Raw genomic sequence first — 17,015 nt, forward strand, 5'->3', positions numbered from 1 at the left:
AATACTTGTAGCTAAATTATTTTGAGGTTATGAGTTTAAGCAGAGTTTAATCAAAGGTAAAGAGCAGATGGTAATTAATTTATATTAAGTAAAATTATCAAATTATTAGAGAAATTTTATTAACCCTTAGATAACTCAATCTTTACTTGTTGGGATAACAGAATGTGCTAAACACTTATCCTGTAATACTTCTTAAGCTTGCCATTATTTAGCATGGAATCTAATCACTCATTGAAGCTAAACCGCCGCCAGTTTTTGCTCCGTTCAACTATCACAGCAGGTGGAATTATTGCCACAAATTTTTTATCAAAATCTCAAGTTTTTGCCCAAGCACCTGCCATTATCACCTCAGATAAAATGCGTCCTGCTATACCTTATGGCGTAGCTAGCGGAGATATCTGCAACGATAGCATTGTCATTTGGAGTCGCAGCGATCGCCCCGCCAAAATGATCGTAGAATACTCTACCAGCGAATCTTTTCGCAATGTGCAGCGAGTTGTCGGGCCCAATGCTTTAAAAAATAGTGACTTTACAGCACGACTTTATCTGAGGAACCTGCCACCAGACCAACAATTATTTTATCGGGTAATCTTCCAAGACTTAGATTATAAAGGCAGCTACAGCGCTCCTGTCAAAGGCACTTTCCGAACTCCCCCCAAATCTGGGCGAGATATATTCTTTGTTTGGGGTGGCGACACTGCTGGTCAGGGATGGGGGATTAATCCTGATTTCGGTGGGATGAAAATTTACGAAACTATGCGCCAACTTAATCCCGACTTTTTCATTCATTCTGGCGATAATATTTATGCCGATGGTCCCATTCAATCACAAGTAACTTTAGACGACGGTACTATTTGGAAAAACATCACTACACCAGAAAAATCCAAAGTAGCAGAGACTCTCAGCGAATTTCGTGGCAACTATATATACAATTTGCTGGATGAAAACATCAAGCGTTTCAACGCCGAAGTTCCGATATTGGCACAGTGGGACGACCACGAAACAAGGAACAATTGGTATCCTGGGCAAATTATCCTCAACGATGACCGTTATACAGTTAAGGATGTTAACTTGTTATCCCAAAGAGCAAGACAAGCATTTTTGGAATATCTGCCTATTGGGTATACAACCAATGAGCCAGACAAAGCGAGAATTTATCGCTCCTTCAAGCATGGGCCATTATTAGATATTTTCATGATGGATGAGCGCACCTATCGGGGGCCAAATAGCCCTAATAATCAGCCAGTATTAAGTAAAGACACAGCATTTGCGGGCACAACACAAATACAATGGTTAAAAAGGCAATTGCTGTCATCAAAAGCAACATGGAAAGTAATTGCTAGTGATATGCCTTTGGGACTGATAGTTAGAGATGGTAGCACAGACTTTGAAGCTTGGGCTAACGGAGACGGCCCGGCTTTAGGAAGAGAACTAGAACTTGCAGATTTACTACGATTTATCAAAAACAAGAATATCCAGAATGTTGTTTGGTTAACTGCTGATGTACATTATGCAGCAGCCCATTATTACAACCCTGCCAAAGCACAGTTTACCGACTTCAAGCCTTTTTGGGAGTTTGTCGCCGGGCCTCTGAACTCTGGCACATTTGGGCCCAACCAATTGGAAAATACCTTTGGCCCGCAATTGATATTTCAAAGCCTTCCTCCAGGGACGAAAGCAAATCGACCCCCAAGTGAAGGTTTCCAATTTTTTGGAGGAGTGAAAATTGATGCTTATACAAAGGTGATGACGGTAACGTTGCGTAACTTGGTAGGGAAGACTCTTTACAGCGTAGATTTGCCATCAGAAAAATAAATTGCTAAAAGCGCAGCGAAATATAGCCAGTTGGATAGAGTAATTACGCAATTTTTTACTCTATCTGCTGGCTTTGCTGTTTTTTGCTGAGATATTGAAGAATGAAAAACTTTGAGCGATGCCTGCGGCGGGCTTTGCTTACGCCACTGTTAGGAGTTAAATTTAGGTAGAGTACCGGATTTTTTAATTGTTATGCTGGCAAGCTACATTGACCAAGCAATAGAACTAGCGATTTATGAGATCATTGAAGATGATCAAACTTATTGGGGTGAAATTTCAAGCTTACAAGGAGTCTGGGCAAATTATAAAACCCTAGAAGGATGTAGGCAGGAGTTAAAAGAAACTTTAAGTGACTGGCTAGCGCTACGGTTACATTTAGGGTTAACAATTCCCGCAATTGCTGGTATCAACCTTAGCAAATTGAAGGTTTAAATTTAAACGCAGAGGAGCGCAAATTTTTGTATTAAGTCTATCGAAATAGTAAAAGTAAATTTTTAGCATTTTTGGAGTTGGTCATGCTTAAGCAACTTATCCTATAAAATTGGAAAAGTTTCCGTTATGCGGAGCTTCCACTTGACCCGTTGACTGTTTTGATTGGTACAAATGCAAGTGGTAAATCTAATGTAGTTGAAGCTTTGGAATTTTTACAAAGAATTGCTAGAGGTGAGAATATTGAAGCAGCTTTAGCAGGAAATAAAACACTTCCATCTATTCGCGGTGGTATAGAGTGGGCTGCACTTAAACCTGAAACTCAGTTTACATTAAAAGTCTTAATTCAGGGAGAGAATGAAAATATTGATTACCTTTATAGCATTACAGTACAAACCAAACCTATTGCTCAGATTTTGATAGAAAATATAATAGAGCCTCCAAATGAAATTAATAAAAATAACAATAGAGAAGATTTGGATAAAGAATATATTTCCCATAAATCTTTACTACCAAGTATTAAAAAAGCATTAATTCCTTACTATGAAGTCAAAGAACAAATTAATCAAACAAAAAATTCTATTAATTCAGATTTTACAAAAATTATTGATAAGACATCATTATTAAAAAACTTAAATAATAGTGATATAGAAAAATTAAAAAAGATTCCTAATGGAGAATCATTAATTGCATCTATTAATGAAAATATTCAACTACTAGAAGAGGTAAAATCAAAAGTTATAGAGCATTTTAATAATAGAGATAAACAAATTGACTCATTGGTTCATCCATTACTGAAAGAATATGACTTGGTTGTTAATAGTCTTGAAAATATTTTTTTTATAAATCCAATTCCTTCTAAAATGCGAGATTATTCATCAATCTCTGATGTCTTGCAAAGTGATGCGTCAAATATAGCTGGTGTACTCACTGCATTACCTGATGAGCGTAAAGTAGAAGTAGAAGCAACGCTATCTGCCTATGTCAATAATTTACCAGATGGCGATATAAAAAAAATATTTGCAGAAGCAGTTGCTCCCCTTAAAACTGAGGCGATGCTTTATTGTGAAGAAGAATGGAAACCTGGAGAGACGACATTAATAAATGCTAAAACTATGTCTGATGGAACTCTCCGCTTTTTAGCAATTATCACAGCATTACTAATCCGACCAGAAGGTAGTCAAATAGTAATTGAAGAAATAGATAACGGTTTTCATCCATCACGTGCAGAATTACTGGTGAGAATACTGCGAGAGATTGGCAGCAAAAGAAAAATTGATATTTTAATTACTACCCATAACCCAGCTTTACTTGATGCTTTAGGCCCAGAGATAGTTCCTTTTGTGGTTGTCGCACACCGCGATTCTGAAACTGGAGAAAGCAAGCTTACGCTTTTAGAAGATATTGATAATTTCTCTAAGTTATTTGCATCATATTCTTTGGGTGATATGACAACTATGGGTGCAATTGAAAGAAGCCTTTCTCGTAATGAATAGTTACTAATATCAGAAAGGTGCTACTCATCGATACATCGCTTTTATGCGTTTGGTTAGAAGTTCCAGGTAGAGAAACTGCTGGTAATAATCAATGGGATTTTGAGCGTGTAAATCAAAAAATTCAGGCAGAAATCGCCAAATCAACAACGCTGGTACTTCCTTTAGCTGCTGTTATAGAAACAGGTAATCACATTGCACAGGCTAAAACAGCAAATTCAGAAAGTAAACGTATAGCAGCTAAAAAATTTGCCGAAATCATAAGTGATGCAGCTGATGAAACCACACCTTGGGCTAAGTTCCGTGAGCAAATTGTTCTTTGGGAAGAGAAAGAATTGAAAGAGTTAGCCGCTAAGTTCCCCAATCAAGCTGTAGAAAAGACTTCTATGGGTGATGCCAGTATTGTAATCTTGGGTTGGCACTATCACCAAAAGGGTTTTAATGTAGAATTTTTGACTGATGATGACAAGCTAAAATCCCAATAACCACCTCCACCACTTCCACCTACACGCCGAAGCAGCCGGACAAAAGGGTAAGATATTTTTGAGCGATCGCACCATAAAACTAAAGTGAAACTGTTGTTCAATTGGTGCTGAACCACTTTTGATAAAGCTTTTGATAAGTGCCGTTTTCTTGTAGTGTTAGCAGGGCTTTATTAACAGGCTTTCGATAGGGACTATTTGCCCCAAAGACAACGCCGTAGTTCTCTTTGCGAAAAACACTGCCAATAACTTTTACTTTTCCTTTGCCTTCACCAGACGCGTAGTAAAGGAGAACAGGCGCGTCAAAAACAACTGCCTCTGCCTTTTCTTGTAAGAGTGCATCATAAGCTTGGGAAACCTTATTGAACTCTAGAACCTGAATGTTTTGTTCATGCAGGTAAGTTGCCGATGTACTATTGATGACAGTAGCGACACGCTTGGACACTAGGTCATCTGGACCTTTAATATTTCCCTGTAGTTGATCCACCGTTAGCGAAGTAGTCACTGTAGCCGTAAAGTAGGCAACAAAAACAACACTGGTAAACATCCAGACTACGGCTACTACCCGTCCGATTACACTCTTAGGCATTTCGTCAGCTTGGGTAGCCAGGGTTGCTGCTGCCCACCAGCAAGCTTTGAAAATACCAGGAAAGTAGGACAACGTTGGGATTATTCCTTCAGAACGGTGGCGTTCAAAAAACCAGATAATGTGGGCTGGCACAAGAATAATTACCAAAATGATGCCAACAAGCTGCATTAGGGCAGGTGAGAAAATCACTGCTAATAAACTAGGTACTGATCTGACACCATTTTGATGATTTAGTACTAAAATCTGAAGTCCTGATTCAAACATCGGTTGAGAGAAATCAAAGTCTTTATCTCGCTCGGCAGTGATAGATATATTGCCAATTCCCACGTCTGCCTTACCAGATTTAACAGCAGACAGCAAATCTTGAGTCGTTGGATTAACAAATATCTCGGACTTTACATTCATCTCGTCAGTGATGCTATGCCAAAGATCAATGCTGAATCCAGTAATTTGACCGTTTTTCTCAAAGACAAAGGGTGTGGCTAATCCCGTCGCCACGCGTAGAGGTTTCGTTGGTTTCTGGGCTAACACCTGACTCGGCATTAGCACCAACACCAAAAATCCAACTCCCAACCACTTCCAGCAATTCAGTATGAGGGACTTACTAGTTTGGTTCTTTGTGTTCTTTCTTCCACACTTACTAGCTGACAGATTTAAGCAAAAGATTACTGCATTCATTCAACTATCCGAATTAAGCTTTTATTAAAGGCGCTTTCCCACCAATTGTCTACTAAAACAACCACAAAAAAAACCGATCTGCCTTATAATAAATGCTGATATTGATGCTTTAAGAGAATTTTATGGGGAGGAATTTAGGGAAGATGGAATTGAGCGTTTGATCGCACAATATCAGAATGTAAAGCAAATTTCTAAAGAAACTTTGTATATCCAGTTAAAGACAGCTACCTGTCATTCAAAAAATGGCAAGTATGAAAAAAGAACTAGAAGGAGACACGCTTTGAAGCTTTTAACGTTGTTGAATGTAGCTAAAGTTCGCCAAGCTTCGCCATACTGCGTTCACCGAAGGTGTTGGCGTTCGCGTAGCGTGTCGTAGACAAGCCATCGCCTATTTACCACTTTAACAGCAACAATGGCTACATCAACAAGCTAATATAACGAAGAGTAAAAAATTCTTGAGCGATCGCTATTGATCTCTAACATCAAGCTATCATCAGAGATTGGGGAATTTCCGTGCGTAACCCAATAGCATCTATGACCGCTTCTCACTCTGAAACTCCATCTAACAAGCCCGACGCGAGTACTTTTATTTCCGACCATCGACAGGTAGACCGCAGTAAGCTAAGTCAAATGTATCTGCACTATGTCGAGACGAAAGATAAATATCCTCACGCAGTATTGCTGTATCGGGTAGGAGATTTCTTTGAATGCTATTTCCAAGATGCTGTAAAACTAGCACAAGAATTGGAATTAGTCCTCACTAGTAAGCAAGCTGGGGAACAGGGACGAGTGGCGATGTCTGGTGTTCCGCACCACGCTTGGGAACGCTACACGACGATGCTGGTAGAAAAAGGTTATGCAGTAGTAATTTGCGACCAAGTAGAAGATGCTTCTGAAGCTGCTGGTAGATTGGTGCGGCGAGAGGTAACGCGCATTCTTACCCCTGGCACCTTGCTGGAAGAGGGAATGCTCAAATCCAGTCGCAATAATTACTTAGCAGCAGTAGTAATTGCCGCAAACCATTGGGGTTTAGCCTATGCAGACATCTCTACAGGTGAATTTCTCACGACTCAAGGTAGTGATTTAGAACATCTGACACAGGAATTAATGCGCTTGCAACCTTCAGAGGTGCTGGTTCCGACAAATGCGCCCGATTTAGGTAGTTTGCTGCGTCCGGGAGAAACTTCGCCCCATCTCCCCCAATGTTTGCCAGCATCATTTTGCTATAGTTTGCGATCGCAAGTTCCTTTTTCCCAAGCTGAAGCTAGACCTAGATTATTGCAGAAATTTAAGGTGCGATCGCTCGAAGGACTCGGTTGCGATCATCTTCCCCTTGCCGTTCGTGCAGCTGGTGGTCTTCTGGAATACCTAGAAGATACTCAAAAAGAAAACCCAGTTACCCTTCAAAGACTTTGCACCTACACTGTCACCGACTACTTAATTGTTGACAATCAAACCCGCCGTAACCTGGAAATTACCCAAACCGTCCGGGATGGCACTTATCACGGTTCCCTTCTTTGGGCGTTAGATAGAACTAGTACAGCGATGGGTGGGCGGGCTTTACGGCGGTGGTTATTGCAACCGCTACTTGATATTAAAGGCATTCGGGCACGTCTTGATACCATCCAAGAATTGATGGAAAATACGCCTCTGCGTCAAGATTTGCGGCAGTTATTACGCCAAATTTATGATCTGGAACGCTTGACGGGAAGGGCGGGTTCTGGCACAGCTAATGCTAGAGATTTAGTAGCTTTGGCAGATTCCCTCTCACGCTTACCAGAATTATCCAGCTTAGTAACTGAGGCGCGTTCTCCATTCCTGAAGGCTTTGCAGAAAGTTCCAAGTGTGTTGGAAGAATTAGCACAAAAGTTACACGCGCATCTTGTGGAGTCACCACCCATACTAATCAAAGAAGGCGGATTAATTCGCCCTAGCGTGAATTCCCTGTTGGATGAGAGAAAGGCGACTGTAGAAGCGGATCAGCAATGGATTGCCAATTTAGAAGTTGATGAGAGGGCTAAGACGGGAATTTCGACACTGAAGGTAGGGTTTAACAAAACTTTTGGTTATTATATCAGTATTTCCCGCACCAAAGCTGATCAAGTACCCGCTAATTATATCCGCAAGCAAACCCTGACCAATGAAGAACGTTACATCACCCCTGATTTGAAGGAACGAGAAGCCCGGATTCTCACGGCGCGGGATGATTTAAATCAGTTGGAATATGAGATTTTTACGGCGTTGCGGGAAGAGGTAGCACAAGAGGCGGAAGTAATTCGCAATCTATCTCGTGCAGTGGCAGCGGCAGATGTGTTGTGTGGGTTAGCTGAGTTGGCGGTGCATCAAGGTTACTGTCGTCCAGAAATGTTGCCAGGAAGGGAGATAAACATTGTTGATGGGCGTCATCCGGTGGTGGAACAGTCTTTACCTGCGGGTTTCTTTGTGCCAAATTCGACTCAATTGGGTCAAGAGTCATTAGTCATTAGTCATACCCTGCGGGAAGGCGAAGCCCCTATGTCATTAGCAGATGACCAAGAACAAATGACAAATGACCAAGTACAAAGGACAAATGACAATCCAGATTTGATTATCCTCACCGGGCCAAATGCGAGTGGCAAAAGTTGTTATTTGCGTCAGGTGGGATTGATTCAGTTAATGGCACAAATTGGTAGTTTTGTACCAGCTAGGTTTGCCAAATTGGGAATATGCGATCGCATTTTCACTCGTGTAGGTGCAGTAGATGATCTTGCAACTGGTCAATCTACGTTTATGGTGGAGATGAATGAAACTGCAAATATTCTCAACCATGCCACATCTAGGTCGCTGGTACTGTTAGATGAAATTGGTCGTGGAACAGCGACATTTGATGGTCTTTCCATAGCTTGGGCGGTGGCGGAGTATATAGCAGTGGATATTCGGGCGCGAACGATTTTTGCGACTCACTATCACGAGTTAAATGAACTAGCTAGCATTCTGCCGAATGTGGCTAACTATCAGGTGACGGTGAAGGAATTACCCGACCAAATTATCTTTTTGCACCAAGTCCAACCGGGAGGCGCTGATAAGTCTTATGGGATTGAAGCGGGAAGGTTGGCAGGTTTACCAGCGGTGGTGATTCAACGAGCAAAACAAGTTATGGGACAAATTGAGAAACACAGTAAGATTGCGATGGGACTGCAAAATATGGATTGATTTTGTCGATTGACTAATTATTTATCTGCCTTGACAGATTAATTTCTGTATTGTCAAAAGAATGTCCGCATTAACAAATTTATGTCGTGAAATTGTGTGACACTGAATAGTAATTTGACTAATCATCTTAAAACAATATTGTCTAATACTAATACAGTTGTATTAAACAAGCCTTCTGTAAAATAAATTGTATGCAGGAGAGGAGACATTTTTACAAGCAAGGAAGCTGCTGACATCACAGGCTGCATCCTCCGTCAGCTACAGTATTGGCGAGAAAGGGGGGTGATTGTTCCTGTCATCAGTGAGAATGGGACTGGACGTAGTATTATATTACTCCAAGTCTAATTTAGTGGAACTGGCTGCAATGTCATATTGGTTATCTGTGGGGTTAAGTTTTGACATAGCCAGTACCACGCTGAAAAAGCTGAAAGACCCAGAGCCAGAGTTATTTATTTCAGGTAAAGGTAAGCGGTTTATGTTGTTGTCGGAAGTGCAGGAGCGATCGCTTAAGCTTGTGGAGTCTAACAGAAAAAAAGCGATCGCATCTTTGGATGAAGGTAAGCCTGTGATTACCGTGTGGTTAGAAGTGATTTATCAGCAGTTGCGTCAAAAGTTGGATAAAAATTAAGGCTCTTATTTTATTACAAAGCAGACACCACAGTACTTTAAACTGTTACAACTTGAGATGCGATCGTCTACTGTACGTTCAAACCGTTGCTAAATTTGGAAGAAATAGCAGCAGATATCTTTGCTTTAGAAGCAGAGACAGAAGGTGTTTTATGTCAGATTGTTAGTGGGGGAAGCATGACACATAGAGAGATTCGGGGCGACGCTAAAACTATTCGTGAACTTCTCAGTGGTAATAAATACGCCATTGATTATTACCAACGAGAATACAAATGGCAAACTAAACAGCTTCAAGAACTTCTAGAAGACCTAGCAGGCAAGTTCCTTAATGACTTTGAGCCAAGCCATGAACGCCAAGCTGTTGAAAAATACGAGCATTACTTCCTGGGGTCAATTATTATTAGCCATAAGGAAAGTCAAAAATTCATTATTGATGGACAGCAACGGTTGACTACCTTAACCCTATTGCTAATTTTTCTGCATATTCTTCAAAAAGAACACACGGATGAAGGAAAGCTTAAAGAATTAATTTACTCCCAAAAGTATGATAAGAAGTCTTTTAATTTAAATGTTGAGGAGCGTAATGCTTATATGGAAGCCCTCTTCAACGAGACTCATTTTGATGACACTGATCAACCGGAGTCAGTAAAGAATATTGTTGCGCGTTATGTCGATATTAAACAATATTTTCCACAAGATTTAACTAAAGAAGCTTTACCTTACTTTATTGACTGGCTAATAGAGAATGTCCACATCGTTGAGATTACAGCTTACTCTGACGAGGATGCCTATACCATTTTTGAAACGATGAATGACGGGGGGCTATCTCTTGCGCCTACCGATATGCTTAAAGGCTTTGTGACATTACCAAAAAAAGTTTTAGCCTAAAGAGTTGCCAAGTAGTTGAAATCTTGTCAACCTTTATGCTTAAAATTGCACAAGAGGTTTATTTAGCATCTACTGACAGCTAAAGTTGACCCTTTGCAGTACTCCCATAAGCCATGCTGACTGAAATTTTGCCTTTCCGCTTTGAGTTAGACACGATCGCGATCGCCGGAGCGAGTTTGTGGTCATTGGCGCTATATCTAGCTTTTTCCAGAGTCAATGAATGGGTAATCGAGCAACTCAACCGCTGGTTTAACTTTGCCGAGCGATCGCTTTATACCAGCCAATCAGAATTTGAAAAGACTCGTAAAGCTAGAGAATCTCAAAACTCTTTCTACGCTTCATTATTTAGCATTGTGCCTTTTTTGGTAGTTGGTGCTTTATGTAACTGGGTTCTGGAAATTAGTTTAGGTGAAAGCTGGGGAATTAGTACAGGTATCTTAGCTTGTATGGGTGCTGGCATTTATGAACTTGGGCGCAGGGATGGAGAATCTTCGGATTAGGTAGAAGAAGTGAAGGAATAATTTTGAATTCTGAATTGTTTCCCATTCCCTTTACTTCCCAATTTCCTCACCAACAATCTGTGCTATCTTCTGGGCTGCACCGCTTTCGCCGCGAATATTACGGAGTTTAGCGCGGATATCATCCAATTTTTCTGGATGCGCCAAAAAGTCTAAAACCATTTCCCCAACTTCTTGCGGTTGAAGTTTACCCATAAGTTCTGGCACTATCTCTTCCTGTGCCCAGATATTTGGCCATGCTAATAAACCTTTGCGTCTCACGAATCTTAGGAATAGCCAATTAATCACGTTGGCAAAAGGCGTACCTACTCCTGGCAGATTTGCCAACAACCCAGGTAAACCATCCCAAGAACGCATGGCGTCAAGTTGCTGAGTTGGCAGCAAAACAAGCATTGGCACTCCTAAAGCACCGAGTTCGGCAGTGTTTGCCCCCACCGTAGTCAAGCAGATGCAGCACTGGGATAATAAATCATAGGCAGGATTTTCTTGCCAAAGTTCCACAGTTAAGCCCGTTGCTGTTTTGAGCAATGCCTTGCCTGTAGCATCCTCTGGGACAATTAAGCAAGCACCTCCAAAGCCAAAGATTTCAGCAATAGAATTCTTTTGAGGATCAGCAAAAGTAGCTAAAGTTTGTAAATCCAAAGTTGGGGCTACAGGAATCACAAATTTGGTTTGAGGTCTTTTTGCGTGAACGTATTCGGCAATGCTTAGAGTTAATGGTACTCCTTGGGCTAATTTTGCCGCTTTTGATCCAGGCAGTAAACCAATCAATTCAGTTTTGAATGATGAAGTGATAGGCAAAGGGGAATTTGAATCTAGGCTCTCCCCTGCTTCACCTGCTGCTTCTACCATCAAATCACCGACAACGGTAAATTTGTGAGCATATTTCTGGGGGACACGGGCAGCAACTTCGGATTTCATCACGCCAAAGCGATCAATCCAGTTATGCCACCTGGCTGACCATTCGGCGTAAACCACTGTACGATATCCGAGCTTTTTGCCTATAACTACGGGGAAAATTTGATCGCCACCGAGGAAAACAACTACACCGCGACTTCTCCAGTCCCAATTTTCAAATGTTTTGCCCCAAAGCAAAAATTGCCAAAAATGCTCTGCTCCCTGTACTCTATCTACTTCTGGGTAAGAAAGAGCGATCGCTGCTTCTTTACCACTGGCATTTGAGCAAGGTGATAATACCACAGAAATCCTCACCACAGAACGGTCATCCCCTAGTTCTTGCCGCAACGCCTTCACTACTGGACGCACCCAGGTTGTTACCTCACCTGGGCCATTTGATAGGATGAGAATATCTACTTGAGTCATTAGTTAATGGTCAGGAGTTAGGGGCCATTAGTCAAGAGGGAAATATTACCTAATTCGTTCCTAATTTCTAGAGGCATAACATTACTGATATAATTGCAGGTTATGTTCGATAACGTCTGCAAGTTTCTCGCAGAGTCATTTTCAGCCGACTTTGCAACATGGCTACTCGGTAAACCAATTATACTTACCGAACTTAGTCCATCTGAATTATCCCTCGAACCCATCCGCGCCGATGCACTAATTTTATTACAGTTGGATGAGGTTGTTCTCCATCTTGAATTCCAAACTGTACCCAAAGCCGATATTCCCTTTCGGATGAGTGATTATCGTTTGCGGGTGTATCGAAAATTTCCCCATAAACGAATGCGTCAGGTAGTGATTTACCTCAAACCAAGCGATTCTGAACTAGTCTATAAAACGGAATTTGTTCTAGAAAATAGCCTGCACAGATTTGAAGTAATTCGACTTTGGGAACAGCCAACCGAAGTATTTTTCAATTCTCCAGGTTTGCTACCGTTTGCAGCTTTAAGTCAAACCGAGGATAAAACACGAACTTTAGAAGAAGTTGCCCAAGTTATTGAAGCACTAAACGACACCCAAATCCGCAGTAATGTTGCTGCATCAACAGCAGTATTAGCTGGGCTAGTACTAGATAAAGAGTTGATTAAAAAAATTTTGCGGAGTGATACTATGCGCGAGTCTGTGATTTATCAAGATATTTTGCAAGAAGGGCTTGCACAAGGATTAGAACAAGGGCTTGAACAAAAAGCTCAAGAAATTGCCATCAAAATGATTAACAAAGGTATTGATATTGAAACAATAGCAGATGTCACAGGTTTAACTATTGAACAAGTTCAACAATTACAGGCTAAAACTTTCGATAATCAAGCCGAGTCATATTAGGCGCGAATCTGTGATTTATCAAGATATTCTACAAGAAGGGCTTGAACAGGGTATTGAACAAAAAGCTCAAGAAATTGCAGTAAATATGCTCAATCAAGGAGTAGCGATCGCATTAATTGTCCGCGTTACTGGTTTAACTATTCAGCTTCAGCAATTGCAAGCTAAAACAGACGATAATCAAGCTCAGTGAAATCATACTGCGAATCGGTGATTTATCCTAAATTCTACATTCCGCAAGTTGGCGATCGCTCTTGTTGATCCCATTCCCAACAAAATTTAAGTGGAGTGTGTAATTTTTTAATTAGCCGCTCACCCGAACAAATATTTATTGAAGCTCCTGTCATCGTGATTATAGAAGCGAAAAAAGGTGATTTAAAACCGGGTTTAGGGCAATGTGCAGCAGAAATGATTGCCGCCCAAAAATTCAATGAAATTAATAATATACCAATTAAGACAATTTATGGTAGAGTCAGCAGTGGTAAGTAGGTGGTTACAATTAAATATAAGATAGTGGATATGCCCTTGAGCGTCTTATATTTAATTACGCCTAGCTACTTAACAGTGTTGTCTTTCCTGCACCTGGTTCGTCAATAATCGCAATTCGCTTACCTTGACTTTTAGGTGTGTTCTTCTGTTTGAGAACTTCATCTAAAAAAGCATCATGCTCAAATATTTTGGTGATTTCTGTCTCCTTGTACAGTTCTGACCCCTGTTCTGGAGAAATATCACCCTGAGCTTTGTCTGACTTCTGTTCTGAAGAAACATTATCTTTATGCTTGGATTGTTTTTTGCGCTCAACTAATCCCAGTGGCACGTAAACATCTTTCTCTCAAACCTAACCCCTAACCCCTTCCCTACTAGGGTTGGGGAGCAAGCATCAAAGCCTCTCTCCCTGTAGGGGAGAGGTTTGGAGAGGGGTTCTAAGAATAAGTTGCACACGGCGTGAATTATCAATTTTTAATTAGACGCTGCCTTTTCTGCAACATTACAAATTATTTCCTCCAGCGTTTGGAGTAGTTCTTGCTCGTTATAAGGTTTAGAAAAGTAAGCCCGTGCCCCTAATTGCATAGCTAGTTGCCGATGTTTCTTGCTACTACGAGAAGTCAGCATAGCAACTGGAATATTTTTTGTATCAACGCCTGAATTTACTTTACCTAAAAAACCATAACCATCAAGGCGAGGCATTTCAATATCACAAATTACTGCCTCAACTCTCAATCCATTATGGAGTTTTTCTAAAGCATCTTGACCGTCTTTAGCTTGTTCTACTTGATATCCTCCTTTTTCAAGGGTCAGGGCTAAAAAGCGGCGAACATTAATCGAGTCATCTACGATTAAAATTGTGCCTTTCTGCTTAACAGAGGCTGCTGATATTTTTTCTTCATCAAATATCAAAAACGGTGTTTTTAATCTTGCTGATGGTAATTGAGTTCCTTTGGGAGTCCGCCGATTAGTAGCAATCCAATATAGCAACTCATTAACATTAACTAGTGGCACTACTCGACCATCACCGAGAATTGTGCAGTTGCTGAAGCCTTCAGGTAAAGGTATATTTCCCTCGACTTGGCGAATAGCAACCTCCTGTTCACCCCAGCAACGGTCTATTTGAATTGCTACTGGCTGATTATTACCTTTGACTACTAACACGCTATTAGCATTAATTGCTGCCGGAGTCTCTAATTCTGAGGTATCGTAGCGCAGGCAATTAAACTCTAAATAACCAGTCAGACGAATTAGTGGTAGCATGGTTCCTTGCCAATTTAGAACTTCGCTACCTGCCATTTGGAAAACTCGCTCGTTTTGGAGTAAAGATATTTCTGAAATGACATCTGTGGGAAATGCCAATAGCATTTTGTTGATTTCTACTAGCAGAACTCGGGCAACGGAAAGTGTAAATGGTACTGATAAGGTGAAGGTAGTACCAACTCCTGGTTCCGTATCAACTTTGACATCTCCTCGAATCAGTTTAAGATTGTTGCGAACCACATCCATACCGACACCGCGACCGGATAATGCTGTCACTTCCTCGGAGGTGCTAAAACCTGGTTCAAAAATTAGTGATAACAGTTCTTCATCACTAGCATTAGCAAGTAGAGAAGCATCCAATCCCATAGCTAGGGCGCGGGTGCGAATTTTCTCCAGAGAAATGCCCCAACCATCATCACGGATAGTAATTAGGGTGCGATTACTGCGGTGGGTAGCTTTAATTTCAATCAATCCTTGTTCTGGTTTACCCAGAAGGCGGCGGGTGGCAGAGTCTTCGATACCATGATCAAAGGCATTCCTTAACAGATGCATTAAAGGTTCGTTTAAAGCTTCTAAAATGCTGCGTTCAATTAAAGTGTTGCCACCTTCAATTTTCAATTTGACATTTTTCCCATACTCTACATTTAAATCGCGTAAAGCTCTAGGAAAACGTTCGACTAAATCGGACAGCGGCCGCATCCGAATGTGATTTAGTTTGGTCTGTAACTGTTTCGATGTTTTATTTAGTTTCCGGGCAATTTGGTCTGTATCATCTACACTGAGTTGCACATCAGTTGTGACTTCCTGTACTTGAACAATGGTTTCCATAACTTCCTGCGATCGCAGGTTTAATTCGTTATAGCGATCCATTTCTAAGGGATCAAATTCCCTGTCTATACCTTGTGTTTGGTGGCTATTCTCAGCTAGCGATGTCTGTTGAAAAGCCGCTTCTTGTCTATGCACCCCACTAGACATGGCAGCTTGAGTAGAAATTTTATCGTAGGCTGTACGTAAATTCTGGTTTTCTCGGTCGAGAACTTGTACTCGCTGATTCAGGTTCCGAACAAGTTTGCGTAATCTTTCTAGTTGTGAGTTTAACCCATTCCGCTGAACAATCAGTTCCCCAAATAAATCATTAATTTGCTCTAGTTGTTTGCTAGGAACTCGGACGCTATTTTCATGATCCCGCTCTTTACCAACGCCAATCGGCTCTCCTTTGCTTTCGCTAAATCTGGCATCTGGAGGATTATTTTCTCTAGCAAATATTGTATTTTGCTCAGTGACATTGACCGCATTAACATCATCTGTAAATTCTGCATCCAAAAATGTAAAATTTGCAGCAATCGCTTCATCTTTAGTTATTTCTGGTTGCCAAACAGATGTTGACACTACTTCTGGATCAAGGATATCTGTGTTATTTGTATCTGTGGCGATATGTGGTATTACTTCTGCTTGTAATAGTGGCTGAGATTGCGTATAACTACCAAAGTCAAGTTCTGTAGGCAAGTTATCTAGTTGATTTGTCAATACCAAAGCTTGCGATCGCCGCCATGCTTGCAATGCTAACTGGGCAATTTCTGGAATGCGTGAGCTGCTAACAGTTTCTAATTGCTGCGTTACTGACTCACAAAGTTTGGTAAAAGCTGCCAACTGGAGCATTTCCCCTAAACCGCCCAATTCAGCTGCCATGATCACAACTTCTTCATGCAAACCGGGCTGTTGGCTATCTGCCAATACAGATTCTAAACGCTGCAAACACTCTTCTACTTCTGTTCCAAATAGCAAGGGGATAACGTCTTGCCCATCTTCTGGGGATAGCATGGTTGAGGCATCCTCAGGGATGGGGTCGCCCAAGCGATCGTGCAGCTGATCAAAAATTGGGAAACAAAAGGTTTCTAACCACTGATCTTCGACAACATTTCCTTCTGCAAGCAATTCTACAATCTGACGCAGCCAGTCAACTCCAGATAGCAATAAACTTTGCAACTGAGTATCAATTTCTAGAGAATTTTTTTTAGTTTTTAAAACTTTAAAGGAATCTTCCAGACGGTGAGCTAAATCACTTAGCGATTTAAATCCCATCATTCCCGCGCCACCTTTAATAGAATGAGTGGCCCGGAGTGCAGCATTGATTTTATCCAAATCGATGCGGTTAGTAGTATCGATTTCCAGCAATACTCCTTCTAGGGTATTTAAGTAATCAGTTGCTTCTTCCAGAAACTGCATCTGGATTTCTAATTCTTTGTCTTGTAGCATAGTTTTTGTCCTTAGTCATTAGTCATTGGTCATTGGTCATTGGTCATTGGTCATTGGTCATTAGTTTTAGACAAAG

Annotated in this window: 15 protein-coding genes and 1 pseudogene; 12 read left to right on the forward strand and 4 right to left on the reverse strand. The window is 41.0% G+C overall.

Going from position 1 to position 17,015, the window contains the following annotated elements; genetic code table 11:
- Nucleotides 1-213: 213 nt before the first annotated feature.
- The 4 genes from V7K85_RS19285 to V7K85_RS19300 all read left to right on the forward strand — a co-directional run bounded on the left by V7K85_RS19285 (nt 214) and on the right by V7K85_RS19300 (nt 4,222).
- Nucleotides 214-1,815, forward strand: a complete 1,602-nt coding sequence (locus V7K85_RS19285) for an alkaline phosphatase D family protein (protein WP_334815569.1) — start codon at nt 214-216, stop codon at nt 1,813-1,815.
- Nucleotides 1,816-2,007: 192 nt separating this feature from the next.
- A complete protein-coding gene (locus V7K85_RS19290) occupies nt 2,008-2,247 on the forward strand; it encodes a type II toxin-antitoxin system HicB family antitoxin (RefSeq protein ID WP_334815571.1) in 240 nt (79 codons plus the stop codon).
- A gap of 149 nt (nt 2,248-2,396) precedes the next feature.
- Nucleotides 2,397-3,740, forward strand: a complete 1,344-nt coding sequence (locus tag V7K85_RS19295) for an AAA family ATPase (protein ID WP_442940602.1) — start codon at nt 2,397-2,399, stop codon at nt 3,738-3,740.
- A gap of 17 nt (nt 3,741-3,757) precedes the next feature.
- Nucleotides 3,758-4,222, forward strand: coding sequence for a hypothetical protein (locus V7K85_RS19300; RefSeq protein WP_334815573.1), 465 nt, complete (start codon nt 3,758-3,760; stop codon nt 4,220-4,222).
- 97 nt (nt 4,223-4,319) lie between these two features.
- Here V7K85_RS19300 and V7K85_RS19305 read toward each other — a convergent pair whose 3' ends face one another.
- Nucleotides 4,320-5,363 carry a transporter substrate-binding domain-containing protein gene (locus tag V7K85_RS19305; RefSeq protein WP_334815624.1) on the reverse strand — a complete coding sequence of 348 codons (1,044 nt, stop codon included), beginning with the start codon at nt 5,361-5,363 and terminating at the stop codon, nt 4,320-4,322.
- Nucleotides 5,364-6,020: 657 nt separating this feature from the next.
- Between V7K85_RS19305 and mutS the strand changes: the two genes are divergently transcribed.
- The 5 genes from mutS to V7K85_RS19330 all read left to right on the forward strand — a co-directional run bounded on the left by mutS (nt 6,021) and on the right by V7K85_RS19330 (nt 10,693).
- The gene (gene mutS, locus V7K85_RS19310; protein WP_334815575.1) at nt 6,021-8,678 is read left to right on the forward strand and encodes a DNA mismatch repair protein MutS; all 2,658 of its coding nucleotides are present in this window, start codon (nt 6,021-6,023) and stop codon (nt 8,676-8,678) included.
- Nucleotides 8,679-8,924: 246 nt separating this feature from the next.
- Nucleotides 8,925-9,023, forward strand: a complete 99-nt coding sequence (locus tag V7K85_RS19315; RefSeq protein ID WP_334815626.1) for a hypothetical protein — start codon at nt 8,925-8,927, stop codon at nt 9,021-9,023.
- 19 nt (nt 9,024-9,042) lie between these two features.
- Entirely contained in the window at nt 9,043-9,306 is a 264-nt protein-coding gene (locus V7K85_RS19320; protein ID WP_334815577.1) for a hypothetical protein, read from the forward strand.
- A gap of 95 nt (nt 9,307-9,401) precedes the next feature.
- A complete protein-coding gene (locus V7K85_RS19325; protein WP_334815580.1) occupies nt 9,402-10,193 on the forward strand; it encodes a DUF262 domain-containing protein in 792 nt (263 codons plus the stop codon).
- A 113-nt stretch (nt 10,194-10,306) separates the two neighbouring features.
- Entirely contained in the window at nt 10,307-10,693 is a 387-nt protein-coding gene (locus V7K85_RS19330) for a hypothetical protein (RefSeq protein ID WP_334815582.1), read from the forward strand.
- A 51-nt stretch (nt 10,694-10,744) separates the two neighbouring features.
- On the opposite strand, the gene V7K85_RS19335 is transcribed toward V7K85_RS19330, so the two are convergent.
- A complete protein-coding gene (locus V7K85_RS19335) occupies nt 10,745-12,034 on the reverse strand; it encodes a lipid-A-disaccharide synthase (RefSeq protein ID WP_334815584.1) in 1,290 nt (429 codons plus the stop codon).
- 102 nt (nt 12,035-12,136) lie between these two features.
- On the opposite strand from V7K85_RS19335, the gene V7K85_RS19340 reads away from it, so the two are divergent.
- The 3 genes and pseudogenes from V7K85_RS19340 to V7K85_RS19350 form a co-directional block, all read left to right on the forward strand.
- Complete coding sequence (locus V7K85_RS19340; protein WP_334815587.1) at nt 12,137-12,937, forward strand: Rpn family recombination-promoting nuclease/putative transposase; 801 nt, start codon at nt 12,137-12,139, stop codon at nt 12,935-12,937.
- Between the two features lie 10 nt (nt 12,938-12,947).
- Nucleotides 12,948-13,127 carry a hypothetical protein gene (locus V7K85_RS19345; protein ID WP_334815589.1) on the forward strand — a complete coding sequence of 60 codons (180 nt, stop codon included), beginning with the start codon at nt 12,948-12,950 and terminating at the stop codon, nt 13,125-13,127.
- An 86-nt stretch (nt 13,128-13,213) separates the two neighbouring features.
- Nucleotides 13,214-13,417, forward strand: a pseudogene (locus V7K85_RS19350) (hypothetical protein); the annotation flags it as partial.
- 67 nt (nt 13,418-13,484) lie between these two features.
- Here the strand turns inward: V7K85_RS19350 and V7K85_RS19355 are convergent.
- The gene (locus V7K85_RS19355; protein WP_334815593.1) at nt 13,485-13,751 is read right to left on the reverse strand and encodes a hypothetical protein; all 267 of its coding nucleotides are present in this window, start codon (nt 13,749-13,751) and stop codon (nt 13,485-13,487) included.
- 143 nt (nt 13,752-13,894) lie between these two features.
- Entirely contained in the window at nt 13,895-16,939 is a 3,045-nt protein-coding gene (locus V7K85_RS19360; RefSeq protein WP_334815595.1) for a hybrid sensor histidine kinase/response regulator, read from the reverse strand.
- Nucleotides 16,940-17,015: the final 76 nt, after the last annotated feature.

Source organism: Nostoc sp., from assembly GCF_036917615.1.
In the GTDB taxonomy this organism is placed as follows: Bacteria; Cyanobacteriota; Cyanobacteriia; order Cyanobacteriales; family Nostocaceae; genus Nostoc.